General features: G+C 73.2%; 18 protein-coding genes. 2 read left to right on the forward strand and 16 right to left on the reverse strand.

Annotated features, from left to right (window positions below):
- Positions 1-34: 34 nt before the first annotated feature.
- From KU893_RS02320 to KU893_RS02380, 13 genes are all read right to left on the reverse strand, one after another.
- The gene (locus KU893_RS02320) at positions 35-1018 is read right to left on the reverse strand and encodes an alpha/beta fold hydrolase (protein WP_218232698.1); all 984 of its coding nucleotides are present in this window, start codon (positions 1016-1018) and stop codon (positions 35-37) included.
- Complete coding sequence (locus tag KU893_RS02325; RefSeq protein ID WP_218232699.1) at positions 1015-2541, reverse strand: WS/DGAT/MGAT family O-acyltransferase; 1527 nt, start codon at positions 2539-2541, stop codon at positions 1015-1017. The genes KU893_RS02320 and KU893_RS02325 overlap by 4 nt, the downstream gene beginning before the upstream one ends.
- On the reverse strand, positions 2538-4166 hold the full coding sequence (locus KU893_RS02330; protein WP_218232700.1) for an AMP-binding protein: 1629 nt from the start codon (positions 4164-4166) through the stop codon (positions 2538-2540). Before KU893_RS02330 ends, KU893_RS02325 begins: the two co-directional genes overlap by 4 nt.
- A 67-nt stretch (positions 4167-4233) precedes the next feature.
- Complete coding sequence (locus KU893_RS02335; protein ID WP_218232701.1) at positions 4234-5016, reverse strand: lysophospholipid acyltransferase family protein; 783 nt, start codon at positions 5014-5016, stop codon at positions 4234-4236.
- Positions 5013-5888, reverse strand: coding sequence for an esterase/lipase family protein (locus KU893_RS23450; RefSeq protein ID WP_218232702.1), 876 nt, complete (start codon positions 5886-5888; stop codon positions 5013-5015). Before KU893_RS23450 ends, KU893_RS02335 begins: the two co-directional genes overlap by 4 nt.
- A 119-nt stretch (positions 5889-6007) precedes the next feature.
- Positions 6008-7399, reverse strand: coding sequence for a lipase family protein (locus KU893_RS02345; protein WP_218232703.1), 1392 nt, complete (start codon positions 7397-7399; stop codon positions 6008-6010).
- 40 nt (positions 7400-7439) lie between these two features.
- The gene (locus KU893_RS02350) at positions 7440-9908 is read right to left on the reverse strand and encodes a transglutaminase domain-containing protein (protein ID WP_218232704.1); all 2469 of its coding nucleotides are present in this window, start codon (positions 9906-9908) and stop codon (positions 7440-7442) included.
- Complete coding sequence (locus KU893_RS02355) at positions 9905-11191, reverse strand: DUF58 domain-containing protein (RefSeq protein ID WP_218232705.1); 1287 nt, start codon at positions 11189-11191, stop codon at positions 9905-9907. The genes KU893_RS02350 and KU893_RS02355 overlap by 4 nt, the downstream gene beginning before the upstream one ends.
- The gene (locus tag KU893_RS02360; protein ID WP_218232706.1) at positions 11188-12159 is read right to left on the reverse strand and encodes an AAA family ATPase; all 972 of its coding nucleotides are present in this window, start codon (positions 12157-12159) and stop codon (positions 11188-11190) included. The genes KU893_RS02355 and KU893_RS02360 overlap by 4 nt, the downstream gene beginning before the upstream one ends.
- A gap of 25 nt (positions 12160-12184) precedes the next feature.
- The gene (locus tag KU893_RS02365; protein ID WP_218232707.1) at positions 12185-18328 is read right to left on the reverse strand and encodes an Ig-like domain-containing protein; all 6144 of its coding nucleotides are present in this window, start codon (positions 18326-18328) and stop codon (positions 12185-12187) included.
- Positions 18325-19881 carry a serine/threonine-protein kinase gene (locus KU893_RS02370; protein ID WP_218232708.1) on the reverse strand — a complete coding sequence of 519 codons (1557 nt, stop codon included), beginning with the start codon at positions 19879-19881 and terminating at the stop codon, positions 18325-18327. The genes KU893_RS02365 and KU893_RS02370 overlap by 4 nt, the downstream gene beginning before the upstream one ends.
- A 2-nt stretch (positions 19882-19883) precedes the next feature.
- The gene (locus KU893_RS02375) at positions 19884-20984 is read right to left on the reverse strand and encodes an FHA domain-containing protein (RefSeq protein ID WP_218232709.1); all 1101 of its coding nucleotides are present in this window, start codon (positions 20982-20984) and stop codon (positions 19884-19886) included.
- A complete protein-coding gene (locus tag KU893_RS02380) occupies positions 20981-21838 on the reverse strand; it encodes a PP2C family protein-serine/threonine phosphatase (RefSeq protein WP_218232710.1) in 858 nt (285 codons plus the stop codon). The genes KU893_RS02375 and KU893_RS02380 overlap by 4 nt, the downstream gene beginning before the upstream one ends.
- A gap of 118 nt (positions 21839-21956) precedes the next feature.
- Between KU893_RS02380 and KU893_RS02385 the strand changes: the two genes are divergently transcribed.
- Positions 21957-22328: an FKBP-type peptidyl-prolyl cis-trans isomerase gene (locus tag KU893_RS02385; RefSeq protein WP_218232711.1), complete on the forward strand. Its 372-nt coding sequence runs from the start codon at positions 21957-21959 to the stop codon at positions 22326-22328.
- A 33-nt stretch (positions 22329-22361) separates the two neighbouring features.
- Here the strand turns inward: KU893_RS02385 and KU893_RS02390 are convergent, their stop codons facing one another.
- The 3 genes from KU893_RS02390 to KU893_RS02400 all read right to left on the reverse strand — a co-directional run bounded on the left by KU893_RS02390 (position 22362) and on the right by KU893_RS02400 (position 25792).
- Positions 22362-22595, reverse strand: a complete 234-nt coding sequence (locus KU893_RS02390; protein WP_218232805.1) for an RNA-binding S4 domain-containing protein — start codon at positions 22593-22595, stop codon at positions 22362-22364.
- A 270-nt stretch (positions 22596-22865) separates the two neighbouring features.
- On the reverse strand, positions 22866-24125 hold the full coding sequence (locus tag KU893_RS02395; RefSeq protein WP_257440937.1) for a DUF445 domain-containing protein: 1260 nt from the start codon (positions 24123-24125) through the stop codon (positions 22866-22868).
- Positions 24126-24343: 218 nt separating this feature from the next.
- Positions 24344-25792, reverse strand: a complete 1449-nt coding sequence (locus KU893_RS02400; RefSeq protein ID WP_257440935.1) for an MFS transporter — start codon at positions 25790-25792, stop codon at positions 24344-24346.
- Between the two features lie 76 nt (positions 25793-25868).
- Here KU893_RS02400 and KU893_RS23095 point away from each other — a divergent pair, with 76 nt between their 5' ends.
- The gene (locus KU893_RS23095; RefSeq protein WP_308167159.1) at positions 25869-26465 is read left to right on the forward strand and encodes a TetR/AcrR family transcriptional regulator; all 597 of its coding nucleotides are present in this window, start codon (positions 25869-25871) and stop codon (positions 26463-26465) included.
- The last annotated feature ends 6 nt before the right edge of the window (positions 26466-26471 follow it).

A 26471-nucleotide genomic window follows, 5' to 3' on the forward strand; every position in this document is an offset into this window, starting at 1 on the left:
GGGTCCCGGCAGCAGCACACCCGGTCTCGACGCGTCACTCGGCCCGGGCGACCTCGGACACGACGTCCTCCACCGCGGAGAGGAACACCGGGCGCCACCGGTGCACGTCGAACACCACCGAGGCGTGCCCACCGGGCGTCTCGTGCACGCTCGCGCCCGGGATCGCGGCTGCCAGCGCGCGCTGCCGAGCGGTCGGGATGGCCCGGTCGCGGCCGGTGACCACGACGGCGGTGGGGACGTCGATCTCCCCCAGCCAGGGCCGGGAGTCGAAGCCGCCGAGGGCGCCGAGGACCTCGAACATCGCCCAGGCGCTGGTGCTGCGGAACTCGCCCCAGGCCCAGGCCGACATCTCCCGTCCGACGTGCCGCTGGTCGCTGAGGCCGGCCCGCACCTCGAGGACCTGGCGGCGGTAGTGGTCGCGCAGCCAGTCGTTGGCCCGGTCCAGGGTCGGGTAGAACAGCGCGTCGCCGCGGCTCTCCCGCCAGCACGCGGCGGTCGAGGCGAGCACCAGGCCCGCGGTCCGCTCGCCGTGCCGCCGCCAGAACAGCTGGGCCAGCGCGCCGCCCATCGAGTAGCCGACCGCGACGACCCTCTCGATGCCCAGCACGTCGAGGACGGCGGCGGCGTCGTCGACGCAGTCCTCGAGGGAGAACCGCTCCGAGACGATGCCGTGGCCGTGCCAGCGTTGGTCGAGCATCACCACCCGGTGGGTCTCGCAGAGCTCGGCGAGGGTGCTGAACCAGGTGAGGTACGACGTGGTGGCGAGCCCGTGGAAGAGCAGCAGGGTCGGTGCGCCGGGGTTGCCCTCGGGGGCGCCGGTGTCGACGACGAACGCCTCGCCGCGACCGGGCAGGTCGACGAGCCGGCCGGCCGGCAGCTCGGGCAGGGCCGGGAAGCGCTGGGTACGGCGGATGCCGGTCCGCAGGCCGTGCACCGCCGCCTTGCCGCCGTAGCCGGCCGCGACGAGCGAGCCCTTGAGGGCATGACGGGACGCGGTCTTCATCACACGGGTGGTCACGCAGGGTTCCTTCGAAGGGTCTGGTCGGGCGCCTGCTCGGGCGTCCGGTCGGCGGCGGGCGGCGCGAGGTCGAGCTCGGTCAGCGCGTCGGGGAGGTACGACGCCAGCACGTGCACGTCGGGCAGCAGGTCGGGGCAGGCGAGCAGCGAGAAGTTCATCCGGTCGACGTAGGACCAGACGGTGATGTTGAGGCCGATGCCGTCGACGAGCGGCCCGACACTGAACAGGTCGGCGAGGCGGGCGCCGCCGACGGTGGCGGGCTCGCGCGGGCCGGGCACGTTGGACACGATCGCGGAGAACGCGGCCGGGTGCCACGAGGCCGCGTTCAGCCGCGAGTAGGCCCGCACCGCCGCCGCGAACGGCCGCGGCGGGGTGAACTGCGACCAGTCGGCGAGGATCGAGGAGCCGAGCTGGGCGTTGATCCGCTTGGCGTGCGCCGTGGTCGCGGCGATGGTCCGCAGCCGTTCGACCGGGTCCTCGACGTCGGTGGCCAGGGTGGTGAACAGGTTGGAGACGCGGTTCCCGCCGAGGCGGGGTACGGCGTCGCGCTCGTCGGCGCTCACCGGGACACCCGCCAGCAGCGAGGACGCCGGTCGCTCGCCGTGGTCGGCCAGCCAGCGTCGCAGCGCGCCGGAGGTGACGGCGAGGACGACGTCGTTGAGGGTGACGTCGAGACCGGCGGCCCGGTGCTGGGCCCGGACCCGCTTGAGCTCGGCGAGCGGCAGCGTCGCGGTGGCGAAGGAGCGCAGCGGACTCAGCGCGCCGTTGAACGAGACCCGGGGCGCGTGCAGCACCGGGACCGGCGACCTCGCACCGGCCCGCCGCTCGCGGAGGACGCCGAGGATGCCGAGCAGGGTGCGCAGCAGCAGCCCCGGGATCGTGGTGATCTGCGCGGCGGCGTCGGCCCAGGCGTGCCGTACCAGGTTCAGCCGGCTGGGCAGGCGGTCGGTCGAGGCGTACTCCTCCTGGACCGCCTCGGGGGTGGCCGCGGTGCGCACGTCGGTGACGTTGGCGAGCAGCGCGTTGGCGGCGGCGCCGTCGGCGAGCGCGTGGTGCAGCTTGCCGACGACGGCGACCCGGCCGCCCTCGAGGCCCTCGCAGTAGTGCAGCTCCCACAGCGGCCGGTCGCGGTGCAGCGGGGTGCTGGCGATCATGCCGATCAGCTGCTCGAGCTCGCGCATGCTGCCCGGGGCGTCGGGGCCGCCGACCCGGTGCCGCCGGATGTGGTGGGGCACGTCGATCCGGGGCTGGGTCACCCACACCGGGTGGTTGATGCCGAACGGCACCTCGACCACCCGGCGGCGCAGGGGTGGGAGCCGCTTGAGCCGGGCGAGCAGGCCGGCCACGAAGGCGTCGTAGGTCAGCGCCTCGTCGGCCTCGAGCACCGCGATCTTGAGCGTGTGCATGTGGACCGACGGCGTCTCCATGTAGAGGAAGCCCGCGTCGATGCCCGTCATCCGCTCGATGGCCGGCCGGACGGGCCGGACCCGCCGGACGGGCCGGTCCGGTCCCTGCTCGCTCACGACGCCACCCCCGGCAGCTCGCGGACCATGATCTTCCCGGAGGCGTTGCGCGGCAGCGCGTCGAGGAGGACGACGTCGCGCGGCACCTTGTAGCCGGCGAGCCGGCCCTTCACGTGGGACCGCAGCTCGTCGGCGTCGGCGCTGGCACCCTCGCCGAGCACGACGTACGCCGCGAGCCGCTGACCGAACGCCTCATCGTCGACGCCGACCACGACCACCTCGCGCACCGCCGGATGGGCGCCGAGGACCTTCTCGACCTCGATCGGGTAGACGTTCTCGCCGCCCGAGACGATCATGTCGTCGTCGCGACCCACGACGTAGAGCCGGCCGGCGGCGTCGAGCCGGCCGACGTCCCCGCTGACCATGTAGCCGTCGATGAACTCCTTCGACGCCCCCGCGGTGTAGCCGTCGAACGGCGAGGCGCCGCGGACCAGGATCCGGCCGACCACGTCGGTGCCGACGTCGCGCCCGGCGTCGTCGACGACCCGGAGCAGGGTGCCGCGCACGGCCCTGCCTGCGGTGTCGGGGGCGTGCCGCAGGTCGGCGGGCCGGGCGACGCTGATCTGCCCGGCCTCGGTGGCGTTGTAGCTGTTGTGGACCAGGTCGCCGAAGCGGTCCATGAACGCGACCACCGACTGCGGCCTCATCCGCGAGCCGCTGGCCGAGACGAACCGCAGCGAGCCCAGGCAGTACCGGTCGAGGGTCGCGGCCGGCAGGTCCATGATCCGCTCGAGCATGACCGGGACGACACTGAGGCCGCTCGCCCGGTGCTCGTCGACCAGCGCGAGGGTGGCCTCGGGGTCGAACCTGCGGCGGGTGACCACGGTGCAGGTCATCGTGGCCGCGACGACCAGCTGCCCGAAACCCCAGGCGTGGAACATCGGCGCAGCGACGACGACGGTCTCCTCGCCGCGCCACGGGATCTTCTCCAGCATCCCCGCCAGCTCGTCCGCGCCGCCCCCACTGCGGCGCGCACCCTTCGGGGAACCGGTCGTGCCGGAGGTCAGCAGCACCACCCGGCCGCGCTGGGCCGGCTTCGGAGGAACCCGCCCGGTGTGCTGCGCGATGAGGCCCTCGATGCTGAGTGTGCCGTCCGGGAGAGGGGCGTCGGTCCACCCGAGGACCTCGACCAGGCCCTCGACGCGGGCGCGGGCGTCGGCGACGACACCGGCGAACTCCTCGTCGTACAGGAGGACGCGGGCGCCCTCGCGCTCCATCACGTCGGCCAGCTGCGGCCCGGAGAAGCCGGTGTTGAGCAGCAGCGCGCTGGCGCCCAGCCGGGAGCTGGCGATCAGCGCGTCCACGAAGCCGCGGTGGTTGCGACACAGGATCGCGACGGTCTCGACCGGGCCGCCGGTCACCTCGACCAGGCCGGCGGCGAGCGCTGCCGAGCGGTCCTGCAGGTCCTGCCAGGTCAGGGTGCCGCGCTCGTCGACGAAGGCCGGGCCGTCGGGGCGTCGTACGGCGGCCAGCGCGAAGCTCGTGGTCGCGTTGGTGCCCTGCTGGCGCAGGACCCGCACCAGCCGGAGGTACTTCGCCGGGCTCATCAGCACCAGCATCCGGCTGGCAACGAGCATCCGGAGGACCCACAGCTGGGTGCGCAGCCGCTGCAGCACGGTCCTCATCGGGGTCCCCTTGAAGTTGTGCGCTGGAGGAGCGAAGCGGGGGAAGCGAAGAACTTCATGGGGTGATTCATCCCAGCACCGGGAAGCGCCGCGTGCGGGCCATCTCGGCGAGCGCCTCCTCCATCCGTCCGCGGACGACCCGGTCGACCTCGGTGAGGTCGGGGTCGGGCCCGAACTCCGCCTCGATGTCGATCGGGTCCAGCACCCGGGTGGTGATCTTGGTCGGCAGCGGCAGGTTGAGCGGCGCCGGGGAGAGCCCGAACGGGAAGCCGACGCCGATCGGGAACAGGTCGGTGCGCATCACCTTGCGCAGCGGCGAGCGCTTGCCGATCCACTCGCCGCGAGTCAGGAACAGCTGCGACTCCTGGCCGCCGATCGAGACCACCGGCACGATCGGGACGCCCGCGCGCAGCGCGGTGCGCAGGTAGCCGGTGCGCCCGTTGAAGTCGACGACCTTCGACTGGAGCGTGGGGCGGAAGGTGTCGTGGTCACCACCCGGGAACACGATCGTGACCCCACCGCTGGTGAGGATCTCGTGGGCCGCCTCGCGGTTCGCGTTGACGAACCCGAACTTCCGCATGACCGGCCCGGCCGCGCCGGTGAAGAGCATGTCGTGGGCCAGGCAGTACAGCGGCCGCTCGGCGCCGAAGGTGTCGGCGAACGCGACGGCGATGATCGGCACGTCCATCGGCGTCAGGCCGCCGGAGTGGTTGCCGACGATGAGCGCGCCGCCGTCGGGGATCTTGTCCATGCCGCTCACGCGGGAGCGGAAGTAGCCCTTCATCGCCAGCTTGAGCAGCGGCAGCACCTTGGCGAGGTACGCCGGGTCGCGGCCCGCGAGCGCGCTCACGACGCCGCCCCCGCGACTCCCCCGAGCCCCGCGACCCCCCCGAGCCCCGGGACGACCCGCGACCAGGCGAACGGCTGCCAGTGGGCCGGGTCCTGGCGGAGCCGGTCGACCACGACGGAGAGCACCAGCGGGTTGGCGACCATGCCGACATGGCTGCTGACCACCTCGACGTTCTCGGCCGGCGCCCGGCCGGCGCCGCCGTCCTGCTGGTCGACCGTGCAGCCGCGCCACGGGACGATGCCGTCGCTCTTCGACCAGACGGCGGTGAGCGGCACCGGCACCGGGCCGCGCAGCCGGTCGACGATCTCGCGGGCGTCGGCGACGATGCCGTGCTTCTCGCGCGACTTCTCGAACAGGCCGGTCGCGCGGGTGCGCTCCCCCTCGGCGCGCCACGGCGAGCCGAGGCAGACGACCTGGCGGACCCGGTCGGGGTGCTCGTGGGCCAGCCAACGGGCCAGCAGGCCACCGAAGCTCCAGCCCACGACGCTGACCGGCTCGTCGTACCGGTCCGCGACCTCGGTGAGACGCCGCGGCAGGCCGGTGACGATCGTCTCGGTGAGCCCGTGGTTGCTGCCGAGGTTCCAGCCGTGGACCTCCCAGCCGCGGCGCACGAGATGGCCGCGCAGCCGCCCGGTGAGCCGGTCGTTGGCCGAGAACCCGGGCAGCACCAGCACCGGCCGGCCGCGGCCGAGGTCCCGCTCGCCCGGCAGCGCCGGACCGCTCGCGGCGTGCAGGAGGTCGACGAGGCGCGAGGCGCCGTACTCCACCGTCCAGCGGGGCAGCTCGAGCAGCAGCAGCCCGCGGTGCGGTCCGCTCCCGCCGGCCGGCGACGCCGCCGCACCGTGGTCGTTGAAGTCGTACACCCTGCTCACCCCATGTAGAACACGTTCTAGTTTCTAGAAGTATCCCCACAGGTACGGCCCCGCGGCAAGACTCCGCCTCCACGCGGGACGGAGATCACAGGACCAGTCCGGACCAGTCCGGACCGGCGCTACGACGCCGGGACGAGCGGCGTAAGCGGGTTGCCGGCCGGGATGGACGCGCACGTGTCCGGCGCCGGGGTGCCGGCGAAACGCGCGTTGAGCCAGGCCATCGCCTCGGGCAGCCAGAACGGCACCGACGTGAAGTGGCTCAGGGGGTACTCGCGGTGGACGACCGGCAGCCCGTCGGCGCAGTACTGGCGGGCGAGCGAGCGCACGTCGCCGGCGATCATCACGCCGTCACCGGGGCCCACGCTCGCCGAGCGCGCCGTGCCCTCGATCTGCCCGGCCGTGCCCTGACCGATGAACATCGGGACGCTCGGCGTGGGCCGGGTGCCGAGGTTGAGCTGGTTGACGGTCTCGACGAAGACGGGGATCCGCGCCGGGTCGGCGTACTCGGGCTTGGTCATCTTCTGCCAGGTCAGGCCCGGGTAGGCGCCGAGCACCTGAGAGATGGAGGCGTGCTGGAGCCGGGCGTAGACCTGCTTGCCGTAGTCGTTGAGGTAGGGCGTGAGGTCGACGCCGAAGGCGCGGGCGACGCCGACCACGGCCATCGGGATCACGCCGGCCCAGACCATCGAGCCGTCGACGTACCCGAGGTTGGCCGAGGGACGCACCAGGACGCCGCCCTCGGCGGCGCCGACCAGGCGCCGGTCGATGTCGGGGGCGTAGCTGGGCGCGAGCACCGAGGCCCAGTTGGTGGCGATCGCGCCGCCGGAGTAGCCGATCAGGCCGACCCGGGCACTCGGCGCGATGCCGGTGCCCGGCGCGTTCAGGGCGGCGCGCAGCGAGTCGAGGGTGACCTGGCCGTACTCGGGTCCGGCGGCGAAGTCGGCCGTCGGCCCCTGGGTGTCGGCGACGACGATCGCGTAGCCCTGGAGCAGGAAGCCGGCGAACAGCGTGGTCTCGACGTGGGCCGCCATGACCCCCGGGCTGAACACGCCGGAGTAGGCGCGCGAGGGGCCGTCCTCGGGGTTGAGCGAGTCATAGAACGACTGGTAGCCGATCACCTTGGCAGTGCGGCCGAGCAGCGGCTTGACCACCGTCGTGACGCCGGCGACCGCCTCGCCGCGCTGGTTGGTCGTGCGGAACAGGATCTGCACGAGCTGCAGCGGCAGCGACAGCTTCGCGATCCGGTACGGCAGCGCTCGGGTCGCCAGCACCGCTCCCGGCGGCAGGTCGGCGAGCGGCGTGCTGCCCGCGTAGGTGAAGAACGGGTCCGGCGCCGAAGTGGCCACCGCCGGTACGACGGCACCCACGCGCGCCTGCGACACCACCTGCGAAACCGCCGACGGCACGGCCGACGAGGTGGCCGACGAGGCGGCCGGAGCCAGCGTCGCCGCGGATGCCGTCACTGCCACCAGTGCGGCAGCGAGCCGCACCCGTCCCCTGGAGATCCCCATGGCGGGCATCGTTGTTGACAGTGTCGTCACTTGTCAACGCTCAGCGGCGGACGACCCTCGTCGTGGCCCGCACGGCACGCCGCACGACGGCCCGACCCCGGACCACCGGACCGAGAGCGGCGAACCAGCGACCGGCGCCCCGCCCGCGCCGCCCGACGGCGGAGCGCAGCCGCTCCACCCCCGCCCGCCACGGCACCGACGCCAGCGAGAACCGGGCCAGCAGCCGGCGCCACCACGGGGTCGCCCTGCGCATCCGGCGCACCGCCGTGTCGACGTCGGCCCAGTAGGCGCCGACCTCCTCGGGAGTGGGCTCGCCCTCGCCGTACACGTGGCGGTCGGCGGTGTGGGCCAGCGTGACCACCGGCACCGCCTCGTAGCGGTCGGCGGCGGCGTACGCACTCTCGCGGCGGGTGGCCCCGGGAGGGGGCCGCACGCCGAGGTCGCGCATCCGGTCGGCGAGCTCGTGCCAGGCACCGGTCAGGCGCAGCGTCGGGTCGTCCGCGCGCCGCCGGCGGCGTCGGCGCCAGAACTTGAACAGCAGCACGCCCCACAGCGGGGAGAGCAGCAGCGCGACCTTGGCGACGTCGAGGGCGATACCGAGGATCGTGCCGAGCACCGCGAGGACGTCGAGCTCGCGACGCTGGCCGTCACCCTGCTGCAGGTTGTCGCTGGCCTCCTTGGGCTCACCGGGCACGCGCGGCGGCTGCAGCACCTGCGGCTGCGGGTCCTCGTCGGGGTCGTCGTTGGGCTTGCGGAGCTTCTGGTCCTCCGGGGGCGTCGGGTCGAACGGCACCCAGCCGACGTCGCGGAGCTTGACCTCGGTCCAGGCGCTGATGTCCTCGCCGCGCACGTCGTCGCCGCCCGGCGGCACCTTGAACCCGAGGACCACGCGGATCGGGAGCCCCAGCCGCTGACCGATCAGCGCCATCGCGGCGGCGTACTGCTCCGCGTTGCCGACCGGGTTCGGAGTCTTGGTGAGCTCGGCCAGCCGGGCTGCGCCGTGGCCTGCGGGGACGTCGTCGTCGATGCCGTCGGAGTAGAAGCCGTGCTCACGGAAGGAGTCGCGCAGGAACTGCGCCAGCTCGCCGCCGGTGCCGCCGCCGAAGCCGTCCTCGGCCTGCCAGCGCTGCACCCGGTCGACCAGCTCCTCGGGCACGACCGCCGGCGCCGGTAGCGAGACGGAGCTGTCGGCCTCCCGGGTCGCGATGTCCTCCTCGACCGGGACCGGTGGCGCGAGGGCCTCGACCTCGAAGGTGGTGCCCGGCTCGACCCCGCCGATCTGCGCGACGGTGCCGGTCTCGCGGTTGACGACGAGCTCGGCCGCCGCCTCGTCGTCGGTCCGCCCGTCCTTGACCGGTGTCATCGCCAAGGTGTCGCCGACGCTGGGCACCCACACGCCGGTGTAGCCGGTGACGGTGACCGCGCCGCGGGTGGTGGCCTTCGCGTTGGCCTCGGGATCGTTGCGCAGCCGCCGGAAGGTGCCGGAGTCGTGGGCCGCCTCGGGCCCGCCGGACACGTTCCACACGATCCCGTCGTAGGTGTCCATCACCGCGAGCCGGACCCGGGTCCCGCTGTCGAGGCCGTCGACGGCGAACAGCGAGGTCTCGGTCCGCAGCGGCTCCTTCTTGTAGGCGCGGAACTTCGCCAGCGGACTGGGGTAGTCGTGGGGGTCGAACGGCGGGTCGACGTGGTCGCGCAGCACGACCCGGTTGGCCTCGGGGTCGGCGAGGGCGCCCAGCCCACTCGCCGCTCCCCCGGCCACCCCGACGACGACGAGCGTCGCGAGCACCCGCCGGCCCCAGCGGGCCCGGACGTGGCGCAGCGAGCGCCAGCGCAGCCAGACCAGGGCGACGACCGCGATCACCAGGCCGCGGGCGAGCGCGGCCTGCGCCGTGACGTCGCCGAACGCGGAGGACACCACGAGGACCAGGGCGAGCACGACGCCGGCCAGACCCGGCCAGCGCGAGCGCCACAGCAGGACGGCGGCCGCCAGCCCCCCGAGCAGGCCGGTGAGGAACGGGACCAGCAGCACCACCCCGGTCTCGCCGAGCGGCACGGGCAGGGTCAGCGACTCGCGCCAGGACTGGACCAGCCCGACGACCAGGTCGTGCAGCGAGTCGGCCGTGGGGACGACGCCGCCGCTCGTGCGGTTCGGGACGGCGACCGCGGAGCCGACCGCGAGGTAGGCGGCGGCCGTGAGCAGCGCGGTCAGCCACGGGCCCAGCCGCCACCGGGCGCCGGCCCAGGCGATCGCCACGCCGAGGGCGAGGCCGACCACGACGGCGATCAGCCAGCGGTGGCCGGTCCAGGCCTGCCCCAGCGGCCAGGCGCCGAGCACGCCGAGCCCGATCACCAGGGCAGCGTCGGTGAGCACCAGCCACCACGGCGGAAGCGCGCCCCGGCCGCGGCGGCGGTCGGGGACGATCAGAACCGGGCCGCTGCGGCTGGCGGATCGCACGGGAGGCGCGAGGGGGACGCCACCCACGGGGTTCGTGGGGGGTGAGGTCATGCCGACACCCGTCGTACGGCGATGCCGAGCTCCTCGAGCCGGCCGACCGTGGCGACGCCCAGGTCGCCGAGCCAGCGCACCGACGGCTCGTTGCCGACCAGGCAGCGCACCGCGATCACCCGGGTGTCGACGGGGAGGTACTGGCGGGCGCGGCGCAGCTCGGTGATCGAGACCCCGGAGCCGACGCAGAGCACCATCACGCTCGCGGCGAGCTCGCCGGCGCTGAGGTGGCGGGCGACGTCGACCAGGCGGCTCGCGTGCCAGTCGTAGGTCAGTCCCGACAGGCCGTCGAGGAAGCGTTGCGCGCTCGCGGACGGCAGCGAGCCGTGGGACGAGGCCGCGCTGAGCTGTTGGCCGTCGGCGAGCGCCTGCGTGCCGAGCGAGCCGGCGACGGAGATGGCAAGCTCGAACTCGTCGTCGCTGGCGTAGTCCTCGAGCCGCGAGCTCACCATCGTCAGCAGGTGGGAGCGCCGGGTCTCCTCGAACTGGCGCACCATGAGGGTGCCGGTCTTGGCGCTCGACTTCCAGTGGATGTGGCGCCGGTCGTCACCGGAGACATAGCCGCGCAGGGCATGGAAGGAGACGTCGTTGTCGGACACCTTCGGCACCGTGCGGCCCTCGAGGTCGCGGACCAGGCCGGCCGCCGAGCCCTCGACGCGCAGGGTCTTGGGGTGGACGTAGAGGGTGTCCATCTCGCTGAGGTGCCGCTCGCGGCGCATCAGGCCGAGCGGGTCGGCGCGCACCGCCGTCACCGGGCCGACGTCGAGCACCGCCCGGTGGGCGGTGGGGACGGCGAACAGCTCCTCGTGCTCGGCACCGGGCGCCAGCCCCGGGAGCTCGAAGGCGGCACGGCCCGCACCCACGGGGAACTCCACGACCAGCGAGCGCGAGCGCCGCTGGCTCGGGTTGGCGACGCTCAGGTAGCCGTTGGCGCGCTCGCCGACGATCACCCGGTCCCGGGCCAGGTCGAGCCGGGCGAGCAGCGGCAGCCGGCCGACCACGAAGACCACCGCGAGGAGCAGCACCAGGGCGAGGAAGGCCCCGCCGACGACCAGCTCGGGCCAGTGCAGCATCGGCCCCGCCACCAGCAGCGCGACCGCCATCACCGCGACCACCCAGCCGGCCGGCGTGACGGTGCCGGCGACCGGCCCGACGACACGACGGACCCGCTGGGTGCGGTCGACGACACCGTCGCGCAGCCGGCCGCCCAGCGCCTGGCGGCGCCGGGACAGGTCGGTGAGCGTACGGCGGGCGCCGGCCGCCCAGGAGCGGGGACCCTTCATGGACGGGCGGGCTCCAGGGGGACGGAGACCCGCTCGAGCACCCGGCGCACGACGTCCTCGGTGGTCGTACCGCGGAAGTCCTCCTCGGGGTCGAGGACCATCCGGTGGGCGAGCACCGGCACGGCGAGGGCCTTCACGTCGTCGGGGACGACATAGCTGCGGCCGTAGGACAGGGCCTGGGCGCGGGCGGCCCGGACCAGGGCCAGGCCGGCCCGGACGCTGGTGCCGAGGACGACCTCGGGGGCCTCGCGGGTGCCCCCGGTGATGCTCGAGACGTACTCGTAGACGGTCGGCTCGACGTGGACCTGCTGGGCGAGCCGGATCAGGTGGAGCACGTTCTCGCCGCTGATGATGGGACGGAGCACCGTCGCCGCCTTGCCCTTCGGCGCGTTGGCGAGGATCTGCACGGTGTGCTCGTGGTCGGGATAGCCGAGCGAGGTCTTGATCAGGAAGCGGTCGAGCTGGGCCTCGGGCAGCCGGTAGGTGCCGGCCTGCTCGATCGGGTTCTGGGTCGCGATCACCATGAACGGCTGACCGACCTCGTGGGTCACGCCGTCGACGGTGACCTGGTTCTCCTCCATCACCTCCAGCAGCGCGGACTGGGTCTTGGGCGAGGCGCGGTTGATCTCGTCGGCCAGCACCACGTTGGAGAAGATCGGGCCCTGGTGGAACTCGAACTGCTGGGAGCGCTGGTCGAAGATCGTGACACCCGTGACGTCGCTCGGCAGCAGGTCCGGCGTGAACTGGATCCGGTGGTGGTCACCCTGGATCGTCTGGGCGATGGCCCGCGCGAGCGAGGTCTTGCCGGTGCCCGGGTAGTCCTCGAGGAGCAGGTGCCCCTCGGCGAGCAGGGAGACGAACGCCAGCCGGACGACCTCGGTCTTGCCGACGATGGCCTGCTCGACGTTGGCGACGAGCTGGGCGAAGGTCTGCGAGAACCACTCGGTCTCTTCGGTGGTGAGCGACATGGTGTCCTTTCGTCGTCCGGGCGGACTAGTAGTTCCTGGCCGGCACGCCGGCGATCGTGATGGCGACCTTGCCGGCGTTGCTGAAGACGCAGGAGCCGTACCAGCGACCGTCGTAGGACATGCCGATGGGCGTGTCGAGGTTGCACCGGTCAGGGTTCTGCAGCGTCGTCTCGCTGTAGGTGGCATGCGCGGCGTTCTGCGCGTCGGGGAAGCCCCCGGCGTGCAGCTCGAGGCCGCAGTTGGCTCCGGCGCTGTTGCAGCTGAAGTCGATGGTGAGCACCTTGGCCCGCGACTTGCCGGTCATCGAGATCTCGTTGCTGTACTTCCGCTCGCCCTCGGCCTGGGACACGGTGCGGACCTTGATGGTCTGCTGGGTGCCGCCCTCGGGGACCTTCACGTAGTAGCTGCCCGTGTTGAGCCGGGCGAAGTCCCCACCCCCGACACTGATCTCGACGCCCGTCACGGGCAGTCCGTTCTCGGCGCCGGGCTTGATCGGCAGGTTGATGGCGTACCAGTCGTTCTCGACCGAACCGGTGGTGGTGGGCTCCCCCGGCTTGCCCCAGGTCAGCACGTTCGAGACGCTCGACGACGCGCCGTCGACCGGGCTGCTGCCGTTCATCGTGACGGCCCAGACCCGGACCTCGTGGTTGCCGTTCTCCGGGAAGGTGATCTGCTGCCCGCCGCCACCCGGAGCCGCGTTGACCTCGGTCGACCAGCTCCCGGACTGGACCACGTAGTGCCGGATCGCGAGACCGCCGTCGTCGGCCGGCGGGTCCCACGCGATGACCGCGGTCTTGTCGGAGGGCGAGGAGCCCACCTCCCCGAGGTTGCGCACCGGGCCGGCCTTGGTCCACGGCCGCCCGGACACCCCCGGGCTCCGGTCGCTCGTACCGGCGTCGTTGGTCGCCGCGACCGTGAAGGTGACGATCTTCCCCTTCTCGATGCCGTCGCTGGGGTCGAAGGTCCTCGAGGTCGTGGCGGCGTCGACGGTGTAGGTCGACCGGTTGCAGCCGTTGCAGGTGATCTCGTAGCTCGACACGGGGTTGCCGTTGCTCTGCGACTCCGACCACCGGGCCCAGTCGATGCGTACCCAGGGCTCCTGGGTGACCGCCCCGGCCTCGCTGGCCGTCAGCTGCGGCGCGGCACCGGACCGGACCGGCACGCCGAAGGGGGCGACCGCCTTGGACGCCCCGGAGAACTGGCGCCGGGGCTCGACGTCGTTGACCGCCCGGATCTCGAAGGCGTACGGCGTCCCGTTGGTCAGCCCGGGGATGACCAGCGACCGGGCGCTTCCGCTCGCCGTCCAGATGGTCGCTCCGCCGGCCTCCTTGATCTCGTAGGACGTGATCGGCGAGCCCTCGTTGGCGGGCGCGGACCAGCGCACGGTGAGCTGACGGTCCATCCGGCTGCCGGTGGGCTTCGCCTCGGTGACGATGGTCGGCGGCGACATCAGCTCGGGCGCCTTGTTGGGGACGATCTCCTCCGAGGCGGGACTCGGGTCGCTCCACCCCTCGCGGTTCCTGGCCCGCACGACGAAGGAGTAGGCCTCGCCTGGCGTCAGACCGACCAGGCGGCAGGTCGGGTCGGCGCAGCTCTGCTGGTAGCCGGTGCCGGGCGCGGTGACCTCGTACTGCTCGATCGGGGCGCCGTTGGCCGCCGGCTCCTGCCAGGACAAGACGGCGGAGGACGCCTCGACCGAGGAGAGGAGGGGCCGCTGCGGCGCGTCGGGCACCGCGACCACGGTGACGGTGATCCGCGCCGTGCCGTTGCGCTCCGGGTCGCCCGAGGCGTCGGCCACGGTGAGCCGGACGACCGACGTACCGGTCGCGGTGGGGGTGAACCGGACCCGGGAGCCGTCGGTCTCGAGGCCGCGCAGCTGGCCGTCGCCCTCCACCCGCGCGTCGCTCACCTCCAGCGGCTCGCCGGGATAGGGGTTCACGGCGTAGTCGGCGATGTCGACGCTCAGCTCCTCGTCGCGGGTCGCCGTGACGCTGATCGGCGGGACCGTCACGACCGGCCGGTCGGTTCCGACGACGCGGACCGTCACGACCGCCTCGTCACGACCGCCGTGCCCGTCGTCCGCGACGACCTCGACCTGCGGGGTGTCGCCGTTCCTGGCGCCGCCGCCGGCCTCGATGCTGAGCACGCTGCTGTCGGACCCGATGCTGGCGCTGAGCCCGCTGTCAGCGGAGTCGACCGTCCAGGTCATCGTCTTCAGGTCGTCCTCGTTGGCGTCGCGGGTCAGCCCGGCGAGGTCGACCTCGCCCGGGTCGCCGTCGAGGGTGACGTCGAGCGACGCGTCGCGCATCTCGGGCGGGACGTTGCCCGAGGGCCGCACGTCGATCGGGATGGTCAGCAGCGACTCGAGGGCGGCGTCCTCGGCGGCGGTGCGCCCGTCGGACACCTTGACGGTGACCGAGGCGGCCCCGACCCGGTTGCGGCCGGGGGTGAACACCAGCGAGGTGGGCGAGGCGTCGGCGACGTCGACCGAGCCGTTGACGGCCGTCGGGAACGCGTCGGGGACGATCCGCGGCTCCCGACCGGCCCGGGTCACGACGATGTCCTTGAGGTCGAAGACGACCGGCTCCCCCGCCACGGCCTTCACCGGGACCAGGTCCTCGTCGGTGGTCAGCTGCGGCGGGACGTTGTCGGTGCCGGTCACGTAGATGACCCCGAAGGTGCCGGTCGACTCCTCGTCGGCGTCGTCGAGGCTGTAGAGCACGACCTGGTCCTGGGCGGCGAGCCGCACCCGGACGCTCGCCTCGTCCGCGCCGACCTCGCACTCGCCCCTGCTGCCCGCGTCGCAGCCGGTGACCGACAGGTCGGCCTTGGCGCCGTCGAAGTCGAGGTCGTTGTCGAGCACCGGGATCTCCACGGTCTCACCGGGGTCGCGGCCGATGACCTCGCCCAGCTCCGCGACGTCGTCGCGGGCGATCGGCGCGTAGAACGGCGCGTCGTGGCTCGCGGTGACCTTGAGCACCGCGTTGTCCTTCGCGCCCGCCGCATCCTCGATGCTGTAGCCGATGTTGGTGGCCGCCGTACCGGTCTCGGGGGCGTCCCCGACCTCGAGCTCGACGAAGCCGTCGTCGTGCTTGGGCTCCGGTCTCGTGGTGCTGTTGAGCCCCACGATCCGCAGCGCGTCGTCGTCGGGGTCGACGTCGTTGGTGAGGACGTTGTAGGAGATGGTCCGGTTCGGCTGGACCAGGACGCTGTCGTCGAGGGCGACGGGCGGCTGGTTCTCCGTCTCCTCGGGCACGACGCCCACGCGGACCTGGGCGACGCCGGTCGCGCCGTACTTGTCCTGGACCCGGATCTGGAAGAAGTCGGTCCCGGTCTTGTCGTCGAACGCCTCGTAGCGGATCCAGTCGACCCCGGTGTCGATGATCCGGCCGAGCGCCGGGGCGGTGAGGATGCTGCGGAAGGTCACCGAGTCGCCGTCGGGGTCGGCTCCCCCGAGGTCGACGCCGATAACCTTGGGCCGCCCGGCGATCACCCGGTCCGTGATCGGCTGGGGCAGCGGCGGTTGGTTGTTCTTGGCGGAGTCGGGGATCACGAAGATGTCGACGTCCGCGGCTGCGCGCAGCCCCTCGGCGTCGCGCACGCCGTAGATCACCGAGTAGGTACCGGGCTTCTCCGGCGCCCGCAGCCGCAGCGAGTCGCCGGCCACCCAGACGTCGAGGTCCTGGTCGTTGCGGAGGTCGGACTGGAACAGCCGCGGCTTGGCGCCGTCGGGGTCCGAGTCGTTGGCCAGCACGGGGATGGTGGTCACCGCGCCGGCGCGCACCGTCGCCTGGTCCTTGTTGGCGATCGGGTGCCGGTTCTGCTCGGTGGTCCGCCGCTGCGCGATCACCAGCTGGCCGACGACGGTGCTGCGCCCGTCGGAGACCCAGTAGTCGACCGTGGCGGGCTCGCCGACCAGGTCGGCGGCCGAGCTGACGACCGCGAGGCGCTTGTCGACCACGGACACCTTCACGCCCGGCACCGACGGGCGGCCGATCCGCTTGACGACGAGGACGTCGCCATCGGGGTCGAGGTCGTTGAGCAGGAGGTCGACCTGAGCGGTGCCGCCGGGGACGATCGCTGCCTTGTCGCGCACGGCGATCGGCGGACGGTTGTCCTTGGGCGGCGACTCGATGTCGAGGCGGATCATCGAGGTCTTGGTGGCCGAGGAGTTGTAGGCGGCGTAGGAGAGGTAGTAGCTGCGTGCCTTGACCGACCGGAAGGTGAAGGTGCCGGTCTCCAGGTCCGTGGAGATCTCGGTGCCGGCGTCGTCGCCGACCACCTTGACGCTCTTGAGGGTGAGGTCGGTGCCCTCGGGGTTGCGGTCGTTGGTCAGCGGCTGCACGACGACCGCGGTGTCGGCCACGCCCGTGGCCAGGTCGGGCACCAGCTCGGGAGGCGCGGTGTCGCCGAGGATCTCGACCGGCAGCGTGCCGCTGAGGACCGAGGCACCGTCCTCGACGGTGAACTCGATCTCGGAGACCTTCCCGCCCGCGCCGGTGTCGGAGAAGGTGATGGTGCCGTCCGGGCGCCACTCCACCTCACCGCCCCGGACCGTCGCGGAGGTCAACGTGAGGTCGTCGCCGTCCTTGTCGTAGTAGTCGGCCAGCAGGTAGTAGCTGGAGCTGGCTCCGCTGGCGACCGTGAGCCGGGGCTCCCGCTTCGGCATCTTCTCCGGCTTGACGTTCTGCCCGTTCGCCCTGATCTGCAGGGTGACGGTGGCGAAGACCTCGTCGTTCACGCGACCGTCGGTCACGTAGTAGCGGAACGTCGAGGTCCCCGAGGCGTCCGCCGGTACGGCGACCTGCAGCTGGGTGCCGCCGCCGACGATCTTGACCTCGATGTCCGTGCCGCCGAGCGGCTCGACCTTGGAGATGCTGATGATGTCGCCGTCGGGGTCGTGGTCGTTGAGCGCCACGACGGGCAGCACCGTCGACCGGCCCGGACGCGCACCGAGGGCGTCGTCCTGCGGCTCGGGCGGGCGGTTCTCCTGGTCGGGAACCTCCTCGGTGATCTCCTTGAGCTTGGACTTGTTCTGGTTCTGCGGGTCCACGGCGGGCCAGTTGTCGATCTTGGCCTTGCCGGGATCCTGCACGAGCCAGCTGTCGCCGGTGACCGAGTCGTTGAGCACGATCACGTCGCGGTTGACCCGGAACTGGAGGAAGGCGCCGGCCTGCATCCCGGAGATCGGCGAGCTGTCGTCGTGCGTCTCGCCGGCGCAGTCGCGCAGGTAGTTGTGGGGTGACTGGGGGTCGGACCAGGCGGCGTAGACGCAGCCGGTGCCGGTCATCTGCACCGGCGCGGCCGGCCGGCCGGCCACGTCGCCGCGGCTCACCGTCCGCAGCTTGCCGCCGCCGACGGGGGTGGCCAGCAGGCCCTCGCGGGTCGCGACGTAGACGTCGTCGCTGGCGGCGGAGGGTTGCTGGAGCTCGACCTGGGTCGGGTCGGCGGTCTCGACGACGACCGGGTCCGCGTCCGGGCGGGTGAGCTCCAGCGACTGGCGGTTGAACAGCACCGGGGTGTCGCCGACCACGGTGAGCGCCACCATCTCCGGGTCGGACCCGACACCCTCGCCCAGCTCGACCGCGTCGCCGGCGACGGCGTTGCCGCTCTCGTCGAGGGTGAACGGCGTGGCCCTGCCGTCGCGGCCGAGCACCCAGGCCTGGCCGTCGGTGCCGACCGCGGCGCTCAGCGCGTGCTCGAGGTCGGGCGGCGTCGACTTCGCGGCGAAGGCCCGGAACCGCTCCGCGGAGCGGACCCAGGCCTTGCCGCTGACCTTGTCCACGACCGCGAACGTCGTCCCGCCCTGGGCGACGACCGCACCGGCTGGCAGCCCGGTCGGTTCGAGCGCCTTGGCCCGCGCCACGTCGACCGGCTTGACGGCACGCTCGGAGGACTCGTCGTCGACGTACAGGTTCGCGGCGCGCTGGAAGATGTCGAAGTCGGCGCTCGCGGCGTCGACGCCGAGGTCGAGCTCCTTGATCTGGGGGTTGAGCCGCGCGACCAGGCCCAGGTCGCGGTTGGTGACCCACACGCCGCCGTCGTTGAGGTCCACCTCGGTGAACGGCTTGCCGTCGTGCTCGAAGGCGAGCACCACGAGGGTGCCGAGGAGCAGGGTCAGCGCGGAGGCGGACGCGGTACGGCGCCATCGCCGGAGCTTCGTCGTCATCGACCCACCACACAGGTCTGCTCGGACAGGGCGGACGGCTCGCCGCCCTTGCGGGACACGGCCACCCGGACGCACACGGTGGCGCCCGGCGCGACGGTGACCGTCTTGCTCGTGGCCTCGGTGTACTCGGGCGGCGTGGGCTGCACGCCGTTGCCGGAGAGCAGCACCTTGAACTCGTCGTTGGGCTGGGGATCGGCCGGGGCCCAGGCGAACGTCCACCGCGCACCCTTGCCGGAGGCCGTCACGACGGGAGCCGGCGGCGCGTCGGCCAACGCCTCGGGGTCGGGCGGGTCCTCCCCCCGCAGGGTCCCCGCGTCGCCGCGAGCGTCGTCCGGGCTGCCGGCGAGCAGCGCGTAGCCGACCGCACCGGCCAGCACGGCACCGGCCACGCCGATCCCGATCCGGGCCGGTACGCCGAGACGCCGCTGCGTCGCGCGCTGCGGGCCCGGGTGGCGCGGCGCGCTGCCCCCGGTCGCGCTGCGACCGGAGGGGTACCGGGGGCCGGAGTGCCCGACGTGGCCCGAGGCGCCGGTGCTGCCCGAGGAGCCGGGTGCGCCGGGGTGGTCCGGGTGGCGGGTGTCCTCGTCACGGCCCGGTTGCAGCGGGCCGGGACGCTCGTGCACCGCGGCCGGGATGATCACCGAGACCGGCCGGACCAAGGTCCGGGCGTCGTTGGGATGCTCCTCGACCAGCGCCGACGGCGAGGCGTCCATGACCTCGAGCCGGGTCGGTGACTGGCGCAGCTCGATCTGCACGTCCTGGAGCTGGCGACCGAGCACCATGGCCGACACCGGACGCCGGTCGACCTCGACGGACATCGCCCGGCGCAGCACGTCGACCAGCGACGCCGGGACGTCGGGGCGGCGAAGCGGGGTGAGCTGGCCGCGCTCGATCCGGGTCATCAGGCTGGCGTTGTCGTTGGGGGCGTCACGCCGCTCGAAGGGCGGGTGTCCGATGAGCAGGGAGTAGAGAGTGGCGGCCAGCGAGTAGACGTCGCTGCGCACGTCGTGGCTGTCGGCGCTCAGCGCCTCCGGCGGCGACCACGGGATCGACAGGCCCTGGGCGCCGGCACCCGTCTCCCCCACCACCGAGGCGATGCCGAAGTCGGTGAGCAGCGGGACGCCGAAGGTGCTGGTCAAGATGTTGTGGGGCTTGATGTCGCGGTGCAGGATCCCCGCACGGTGGGCCGTCTCGACCGCGCTGGCGATCTTCACCCCGATGTCGAGGACCTCGGCGACGGCCAGCGGCCGGGTCCGGTAGCGCTGGGCCACGTGGGGCGGGGGGCAGTACTCCATGACCAGGAAGGCCCGGCCGTCGGAGCTCACCCCGGCCTGGTAGATCGGCACGATCGAAGGGTGGTTGGACAGCTGGGCCATCACGTTGGCCTCGGCCCGGAACAGCTCGATCGACGCCGCGTCGCCGCTGCTGCGCAGCACCTTGATCGCGACCTGCCGGGTCGGCAGCTCCTGCTGGTAGCGGAACACGTCGGCGAACCCGCCCTCGCCGACGAGGTCGACGAAGGTGAAGCCCGGGATCTGCGGCGGGTGCTGCATGCTCAGACCTCGTCCGGCGCCGGGACGACGGTGGCGGTCAGGCCCTTGGAGAGGGTGAGCACGTCGCCGAGCGCGACCTCGGTCGCGACCCCGCGGTCGAGCGGCACCGGGACCCGACCCTGCCGGGCCAGCAGCGTGCCGTTGGTCGACATGTCGGTGACCGTCACCCGGCTGCCGTCGGCCGCGACCTCGAGGTGGGTGCTCGAGACGTAGGGGTCGTCCACGGTGACCAGGGCCGGGAGGTTCTGGCTGCCGCCGACCTGCTGGATGCGAGGACTGCGGCCGATCAGCACCCGGCGCCGGACCGGGACCACCCGGCCCGTCGACAGCGCGAGCGCGACCGTGGGCCGCACGGGGACGGGCGCCGGGGACGTCGGCGACGGGACGGACACGGCCGCACCCGCCCGCAGGGCCTGGAGCTGGGCCGGGGTGATGGTACGGCCGTCGTGCTCGACCGACTGGTCGCCCGGCGGGAGCGGTTGCCAGCCGGCCGGCGGGGCCGACGGCGGCGGGGACGTCGGTGGCGGGGACGTCGGTGGCGGGGACGTCGGTGGCGGGGACGTCGGTGGCGGGGACGTGGGCGGGGGTACGGCGGCCCGCTGGCTGCCGCGCACGACGGTGTACTCGGACGCGGGCGGGGTCGGCGCCGCCGCCGGGACCGGAGCGGCCGGGACCGGCGTGCTCGTCGCGACGACGACCGGGCGCCAGGTGACACCGGCGCTGCGGACCACGCCGGCGGTGAGCGGGAGGGCGGGCCCGGCGGGCGTCGTACCGGACGGGGCGACCTCGACCACCGCGCCGGGGACCAGCGTCGCCGAGGCCTCGGTCCACATGGTCGCGTCGCGGCCGTCGACGGCGAACCCGTCGACGCGGACCACGAGAGCGCCACGGACCAGGATCCGGGCCTCCGCGCCCTCGAGCCGCACCGCGGCGAAGTCGGGCAGGGCGCGCAGGTCGCCGCGGGAGAGCACCTCGACGACGGTGGGCGCCTCGAGGTCGCGCTCGCGCAGCGCGACCATCTCGGCGAGCCGGTCGGGGGTGGTGACGACGACACCCTCGGCGGTGACGAGGGTGGGCAGGTCGCCCGGGAGGTAGGTCGTCATCCGCGCACCCGAGGGTTGGGGGCGGTGTCCTCACAGGCCGGCGCGACCGCGGCGACGGCGCCGACGGCCTCGACGTCGACCACCACGACGGTGACGTTGTCGTGGCCGCCGGCCGCGACCGCGGCCTCGACGAGGGTCAGCACGGTCCGGTCCGGCGCCATCCCCTCGGACAGGATGTGCAGGATCGCGGTGTCGGAGAGCTCCGAGGTGAGCCCGTCGGAGCACAGCAGCAGCCGCGAGCCCGGCTCGGCCGGGACCAGGGCGAAGTCGGCCTCGGAGCGGGTCAGCGCGCCGATCGCGCGGGTGATGACGTGCCGCTCGGGGTGCCCGAGGGCCTCGTCACGGGTCAGCTGGCCGGCGTCGATCAGCTCCTGGACGACGGAGTGGTCGGTGGAGATCTGCTCGAGCACGCCGCCGGCGTAGGTGTAGGCGCGGGAGTCGCCGATGTTGGCCAGCAGCCAGTAGCCGCGGCCGTCCTCGAGCACGTAGGCCGCGGTGACCAGGGTCGAGCCGGGCGCGGAGCTGAACTCGGCGGCGAGCGAGGCGACGCGGGTCTGGGCGGCGGAGATCGCGGCCTCGACGTCGGCCGGCTGCACCTCGTGGAGGCTGGCGAGGGACTCGAAGGACTCGACGACCAGCCGGCTCGCGACGTCACCGCGGGCGTAGCCGCCCATGCCGTCGGCGACGAGAAAGAGCGGCGGCGCAACCAGCGAGGAGTCCTCGTTGACCTGCCGGACCCGGCCCGGATGGGTGCCGGCGGCGTGCACGAGCCGCGTGGCCTGCCCCGGCGACGACCAGGACTCGGCTCCCGTCGCGTTGACCCGCACCTCTCCCACCCCCGAGACCATCCCCATGCCCCAACCACCCGGCGGCTGGGACGCGCTGCGCGCAGCCTAACCCGCGTCCCGGAGTGGTGAGGCATCGATGGGAAGGCGGGCCGTGCCGCTCCGTCCCCTCCTCTACGCTGGCCCGATGAGCCAGAAGCCCGAGATCGACTTCGTCGACCCCACCCCGCCCACCGACCTCGTCATCACCGACCTCACCGTCGGCGACGGCGACGAGGCCACCTCCGGCAGCACCGTGTCCGTCCACTACGTCGGTGTCGCGCTGTCGAGCGGCGAGGAGTTCGACGCGTCCTACAACCGCGGCACCCCGCTGCAGTTCCGCCTCGGCATCGGCCAGGTCATCCAGGGCTGGGACACCGGCGTGCAGGGCATGAAGGTCGGCGGTCGCCGCCAGCTCGTCATCCCGCCGCACCTGGGGTACGGCGACCGGGGCGCCGGCGGCGTCATCAAGCCGGGCGAGACGCTGATCTTCGTGGTGGACCTGCTGGCCGTCAGCTGAGGCAGCCGCCGCGCGGGGCTCGCGCCCCGTCGTTCACCAGGGCAGGTTGTCCGGGACGTCCTCGTCGGACACCCGGGCGGCCTGCCCTTGCAGCTCCACGACGTCACCGACGACGAGCTGGCGTCCGCGCCGGGTCTCGACCTCGCCGTTGACCTTGACCAGGCCGTCGGCGATCACCGGCTTGGCCTCGGCGCCGGACTCGACCAGGTTGGCGAGCTTGAGGAACTGACCGAGCCGGATCGACTCGTCACGGATCGGGACGTCCATCGGCTCCAGCACGGGGCCAGCCTAGGGCGTGTCTCCCAAGTGAGCGCCGTCGCGAGCGGCGTTTGCGGCCGATCTGGCAAGGCGGCGGAGCGAAGTCGTGCCGGATCGCCCTTCGAGCGACGCCAACGCCGCCAGATCGAGTCGGAAACGTCGCGGAGCAGGCGGGGACTTGGGAGACACGCCCTCGTTGCGGTTCAACTACCGCATATGTCGGGGCCGCGGCCCGATCGCGACCGTTCCGGTCGTTGAACCGCACCAGTCCGGCCCGCGTCAGGGGACCACCACCGACACGCTGTGGATGAGGACGCCGACCAGGCCGCCGACGATGGTGCCGTTGATCCGGATGAACTGCAGGTCGCGCCCGACGTGCAGCTCGATGCGCCGGGCCGCCTCCTTGCCGTCCCACCGCTCGATGGTGTGGGTGATGACGGCGGTCAGCTCGGCGCCGTACCGGTCGACGGCGAAGACGGCCGCGTCGGCCGCCATCGTGTCGATCCGGGCGCGCAACGCAGCGTCGGAGCGCAGCCGCGCAGCAGCGCCGTCGATCTCGACGAGCAGCCGGCGGCGTACGGCGCCGTGCGGGTCGCCGAGCGAGGAGAGCAGTGCCTTGCGCAGGGCCTGCCACAACGAGATGGCGGTGGCGATCACGGCCGGATGGTCGAGGACCCGGTCCTTGAGCCGCTCGGCCCGTGCCTGGGTGTCGGGGTTGGCGAGCAGGTCCTCGGCCAGCTGGCCGAGCATCGAGTCGAGCGCGCGGCGGGCCCGGTGCTCGGGCCTCTCGCGGATCTCGGCGAGCCAACGGACCATCTCCAGGTGCAGCCGGTTGATGACGTAGGTGTTGACCGAGTCGGGCGCCCACCACGGCGCCCGCTCGCCCAGCACGTCGTGGACCGTGTCGGGGTTGGCGAGCAGCCAGCCGTGCATCTCCTCGAGCATCAGGTCGACCAGCCCGTGGTGCAGGTCGTCGCGGATCGCCTCGGCGAGCAGCCCGCCCAGCAGCGGCGCGATCGCCTCCTCGCGGAACCGGGGCACGAGCGCCTCGGTCACCAGCGCCTCGATGTGGTCGTCGCGGACCTTGCCGAGCGCGAGCGCGGCGATCTCGGAGCCCTCGGTGACGACCCGCTCGGCATTGGCCGGGACGGCGAGCCAGTCACCGACCCGCTGCGCGACCTGCACCCCGAGGACCCGCTCGCGGATGATGTCCTCGTGGAGGAAGTTCTCCCCCACGAACTGCTCGAGCCCCTTCCCGAGCTCGTCCTTGCGCTTCGGCACCAGGGCGGTGTGCGGGATCGGCAGGCCCAACGGGTGCTTGAACAGCGCGGTCACCGCGAACCAGTCGGCGATCGCGCCGACCATCGAGGCCTCCGCGCCGGCGTTCACGTAGCCCCAGAAGCCGTCCTCCCCGAGGGTCAGCAGGTAGACCGCGGCGGCGAACAGGAGCAGGGACACCGCCACGGTGCGCATCCGCCGCAGCGCGCTGCGGCGGACGGCATCGGCGGAGGGGTCGGACGGGATCAGCGGGCCGGACACGACACCATCCTCGACCATCCGCGACCGGTCTCGCCCGGGCGCCGGCTCCCGCGGCGCGCCGTCCGACGAGCAGCGGCCCCGGGTCGATGACCCGGGGCCGCTCGCGACAGCTGCGGAACCCCCCAGTCACCGCGCCGTCGTACGTCGGTAACAACGAACGGTGAACGGAGAGGTTCCGGACCTACCCGTGATGGGTCGTCGCGCCGATGTCGCGCTCGTCAGCTCGCGCCGGCGCCCTGACGGCGCGGGACGAAGGCTGCCAGCAGCACGCCCACGAACGCTGCCGCGGCGCCGACCCCGAAGCAGATCGCGAAAGCCCGCTCGGTCGGCAGCGCGTACCCACCCAGGTCGAGGGTCGAGGCGGTCAGGATCGCGGCCATCACGGCCGACGAGACGCTCGTGCCGATCGAGCGCATCAGCCCGTTGACGCCGACCGCCGATCCGGCCTCGGCGAGGGGAACCGACTCCAGGATCAGGGTCGGCATGGCGGCGTACCCGATGCCGACGCCGGCGGAGTTGATGCAGCTGGCGACCATCAGCTGCCACGGCGCGTCCATGAGGAAGAACGCGAACACGTAGCCGAGGCCGAGCACGGTGCCGCCGATCATCAGCGTCACCCGGGCGCCGACGACGCGGATCAGGCGGCCGGAGACCGGCGAGAAGAGCATCATCACCAGGCCGCCGGGCGCCATCCACAGGCCGGTCTCGAGCAGGCTCTGGCCGAGGCCGTAGCCGGTCTGGACCGGCGACTGCAGCAGCCGGGGTACGACGATCGCCTGGGCCATCATCCCGAAGCCGACCGCGATGGCGGCGGCGTTGGTGAGCAGCACCGGGCGGCGGGCGGAGACGCGCAGGTCGCACAGCGGGTCGCTCACGCGCAGCTCGTGGCGTCCCCAGGCGAGGAGCACGAGCCCACCGGCCAGGAGCAGGCCGAGGGTCCGGCCCTGGCCCCAGCCCCACGCGTTGCCCTTGGACACGGCGACCAGGACGGCGACCAGGCCGATGGCGAGGCCGAGCGCGCCGACGGCGTCGAACCGGCCGGGCGTGGCGTCGCGGACGTGGGGCACCAGCAGGACCACCGCGAGGGCGACCGCGACGGCGAGTCCGGTCGACACCCAGAACAGGGTGTGCCAGCTGAAGTCCTCGACGATCCAGGCCGACAGCGGCAGGCCGATCGCGCCGCCGACGCCGAGCGTGGCGCTCATCGCGGCCATCGCGGTCGGCGTGAGGCGCGGCGGGGTGACCTCGCGCAGCAGCGCGATGCCGACGGGGATGAAGCCCATCGCGAAGCCCTGGAGCAGGCGGCCGGCGAGCATCGGGACCAGGCTGCTGCTGAGCGCGCAGACCAGCGAGCCGACCACGAGCAGCGCCGCGCTGACGACGAGCACCCGCTGCTTGCCGTACAGGTCGCCGAGGCGTCCGGAGATCGGCATCGCGACCGCGCCCGCGACCAGGGTCGCGGTGACCACCCAGGAGGCGTTGGCCTCACTGGTGTGGAGCAGCCGTCCGAGCTCGCCCTGGATCGGGATCACCATGGTCTGGCTCACCGAGGCGACCAGGCCGCCGAAGCAGAGCACGGCCACGGTGAGCAAGGCGGAGCGGGAGGCGTGCTGCGGGGTACCGGCGCTGGGAGCGCCGGTCGCCGACGCGGGAGAGGTCGCTGTCACGAGCGCTGAGTCAACGGCGTTGACGTGGTTGTGTCAACACCGTTGACCGTTGCTCCCCATGGCCTACGGTTGCCGTGTGACCCAGACCTCCCCCGGCGCGCAGCGGCCCCGAGCGCTCCGGCCCGCCGGACTCGCCACCCGGACCGCGATCGAGGACGCCGCCCGGAGCCTGTTCGCCGAGCGCGGCTTCGACGGCGCCTCCGTGCGTGCGATCGCCGCGGAGGCCGGCGTCGACCCCGCGCTCGTGATCCGGCACTTCGGGTCCAAGGAGGCGCTGTTCCTGCGCACCGTCGACACCTCGCTCGGCATCGGCACCGTCCTCGACGGCCCGCTGGAGACGCTCGGGCGGCGGCTCGTGGCGTACTTCCTCGACCCGCGCCGGCCCGTGATCCGGCAGCGGTACGTCGCCCTCGCCCAGGCCGCCCACCACGACCAGGTCCGCGAGGAGATGATCCGGCACACCGCCGAGACGTACGTCGGCCCGCTGGCGCCCCGGCTCACCGGCCCGCACCCCGAGCTACGCGTCGCACTCGCCGTCGCCCAGCTCGGCGGCCTGCTCAACCTGCTCTTCCTCCAGCGCGACCCGATCGTCACCGCCGCCGACCCCGAGGTCGTCATCGCGACGTACGGCGACGCGATCCAGCGGCTGCTCACCCCGCCCGACACCCCCTGAGCGCGG

Origin of the sequence: Nocardioides daeguensis, from assembly GCF_019192965.1 — a bacterium.
Classification (GTDB): domain Bacteria; phylum Actinomycetota; class Actinomycetes; order Propionibacteriales; family Nocardioidaceae; genus Nocardioides; species Nocardioides daeguensis.

Bases quoted from the DNA above. Each gene is read 5' to 3' on its own strand.
- KU893_RS02330 (WP_218232700.1), bottom strand. From the start codon at position 4,166: ATGAGGACCGTGCTGCAGCGGCTGCGCACCCAGCTGTGGGTCCTCCGG.
- KU893_RS02345 (WP_218232703.1), bottom strand. From the start codon at position 7,399: ATGGGGATCTCCAGGGGACGGGTGCGGCTCGCTGCCGCACTGGTGGCA.
- KU893_RS02350 (WP_218232704.1), bottom strand. From the start codon at position 9,908: ATGACCTCACCCCCCACGAACCCCGTGGGTGGCGTCCCCCTCGCGCCT.
- KU893_RS02355 (WP_218232705.1), bottom strand. From the start codon at position 11,191: ATGAAGGGTCCCCGCTCCTGGGCGGCCGGCGCCCGCCGTACGCTCACC.
- KU893_RS02360 (WP_218232706.1), bottom strand. From the start codon at position 12,159: ATGTCGCTCACCACCGAAGAGACCGAGTGGTTCTCGCAGACCTTCGCC.
- KU893_RS02365 (WP_218232707.1), bottom strand. From the start codon at position 18,328: ATGACGACGAAGCTCCGGCGATGGCGCCGTACCGCGTCCGCCTCCGCG.
- KU893_RS02370 (WP_218232708.1), bottom strand. From the start codon at position 19,881: ATGCAGCACCCGCCGCAGATCCCGGGCTTCACCTTCGTCGACCTCGTC.
- KU893_RS02375 (WP_218232709.1), bottom strand. From the start codon at position 20,984: ATGACGACCTACCTCCCGGGCGACCTGCCCACCCTCGTCACCGCCGAG.
- KU893_RS02380 (WP_218232710.1), bottom strand. From the start codon at position 21,838: ATGGGGATGGTCTCGGGGGTGGGAGAGGTGCGGGTCAACGCGACGGGA.
- KU893_RS02385 (WP_218232711.1), top strand. From the start codon at position 21,957: ATGAGCCAGAAGCCCGAGATCGACTTCGTCGACCCCACCCCGCCCACC.
- KU893_RS02390 (WP_218232805.1), bottom strand. From the start codon at position 22,595: ATGGACGTCCCGATCCGTGACGAGTCGATCCGGCTCGGTCAGTTCCTC.